The sequence below is a fragment of the Mesorhizobium sp. M2A.F.Ca.ET.037.01.1.1 genome (assembly GCF_003998075.1).
Classification (GTDB): Bacteria; Pseudomonadota; Alphaproteobacteria; order Rhizobiales; family Rhizobiaceae; genus Mesorhizobium.
In genome coordinates this window covers 1-790 of record NZ_RZSA01001599.1, presented here as the reverse complement: position 1 = coordinate 790, position 790 = coordinate 1, and the positions used below count along the sequence as shown (strand labels likewise).

2 protein-coding genes are annotated in these 790 nt (G+C 69.6%); one reads left to right on the top strand and one right to left on the bottom strand.

Annotated features, from left to right (window positions below):
* Window positions 1-256 (top strand): glutathione S-transferase family protein (locus EOA27_RS38625; RefSeq protein WP_189562384.1); only part of this gene is annotated, 256 nt, incomplete at its 5' end.
* A 12-nt stretch (window positions 257-268) separates the two neighbouring features.
* Here the strand turns inward: EOA27_RS38625 and EOA27_RS38620 are convergent.
* Window positions 269-790: LysR substrate-binding domain-containing protein (locus EOA27_RS38620; RefSeq protein ID WP_245491395.1), on the bottom strand; the 522-nt coding region annotated here is incomplete at its 5' end.

Here is a 790-nt window from a genome sequence, read left to right as displayed (position 1 = left end):
GCCACTGGTCGACGACCGGATCCGCAAGCGGCTGGGCGAACTCTCCCGCCATCTCGGCGATTGCGACTGGCTCGACGGCGCCTTCAGCGCCGGCGACCTTGTCATGGTGGCCGTGCTGCGCCGGCTGCAGAGATCGGGACTGCTGAACGAATTCCCGAACCTTGCCGCCTATGTCGCCCGCGGCGAGGCGCGGCCGGCCTTCAAGCGCGCATTCGACGCCCAATTGGCGGTCGCCCTGGCTGCGTCGAACAACTGAACGGCGCTCGCGTCACGCCGCCTGGCGATAGCGCGAAAGACCCTCGCGGATATGGCTGGCGAAAGCCTGCGCGGCCGGCTGGGTGGCATGTTTCGGCAGATGCAGGTTGACGGAGAAATTCGGCAGCGCCGGAAGGCCGGCATCGGACAGGATGTCGAGATCGGCCGGCACCGTCGAGGCAAGCCAAGTGGTCACGGCGAGGTCGGAGCGCACCGTCGCGGTCGTCGCATCGATGTTGCCGTTCTCGAACACGGTGCGCCAGTCGAGCCCGTGCTCGGCAAGCGCCGCCAGCACCGCCGGCCGGAAGGCGCAGGTGTCGGCGACGATGGAAACCGGCAGCGGCCGCTTCAGGCGCGCCGAGCCGCCTCTGGCGCCGACCCAGACCAGCCGGTCGACGAGCAGGCATTCGCCGGCGCTGGGGCCGACACGCTCCTCGATGACGGCAAGGTCGATCGTGCCCGCAGCCAGGGCCGCCGCGAGTTCCGGCGACGAGGCGCAGACCAGCGATATCTCCACCTGCGGATAGGCTTCGGC